This is a genomic window from Listeria sp. SHR_NRA_18 (assembly GCF_003856515.1).
Taxonomy (GTDB): domain Bacteria; phylum Bacillota; class Bacilli; order Lactobacillales; family Listeriaceae; genus Listeria_A; species Listeria_A newyorkensis.
In genome coordinates this window covers 1-412 of the sequence record NZ_QPKR01000090.1, presented here as the reverse complement: position 1 = coordinate 412, position 412 = coordinate 1, and the positions used below count along the sequence as shown (strand labels likewise).

Genomic DNA, 412 nt, shown 5'->3' with positions numbered 1-412 from the left:
AAATAGGATCCATCAAGTAAATAGAAACCCCTTCATTGTATAGCTCCATATAGTCAGTGCCGATAAATGGGGTTTTCTTTACGGTGGTAGTGTACTTACTGGCTAAAATCGCACTAATTAGACCAAACTGATCGTTTTTAAATTGTAACTGCAGTGCGGATAAATTCTTATTCTGATCAAACAAGACAAAAACATCTTTGGTACTTTCAAAAATGATACCGCTTCGTTTGTCCTTGTTGTTATCGGGTGTTTCTTTATAAATATTTCCTTTCAGTTCGTTATTATAACCCACATTGACCGCTTCCGGGTGAGTCGCCTTAAAACTATCCTCCGTTGTCTGACCAAACTTCACCGTAAGCGTGCCGGTGCTGACTGCGCTTAAGCTCCCACAAAAAAAGGAGCTGGTTAAAAC

1 protein-coding gene is annotated in these 412 nt (G+C 39.6%); it reads right to left on the bottom strand.

The annotated features are described in order from the left end of the window. The coding region (locus tag DUK53_RS17695; RefSeq protein ID WP_161564274.1) for a hypothetical protein at nucleotides 1-412 on the bottom strand (412 nt) is incomplete at both ends.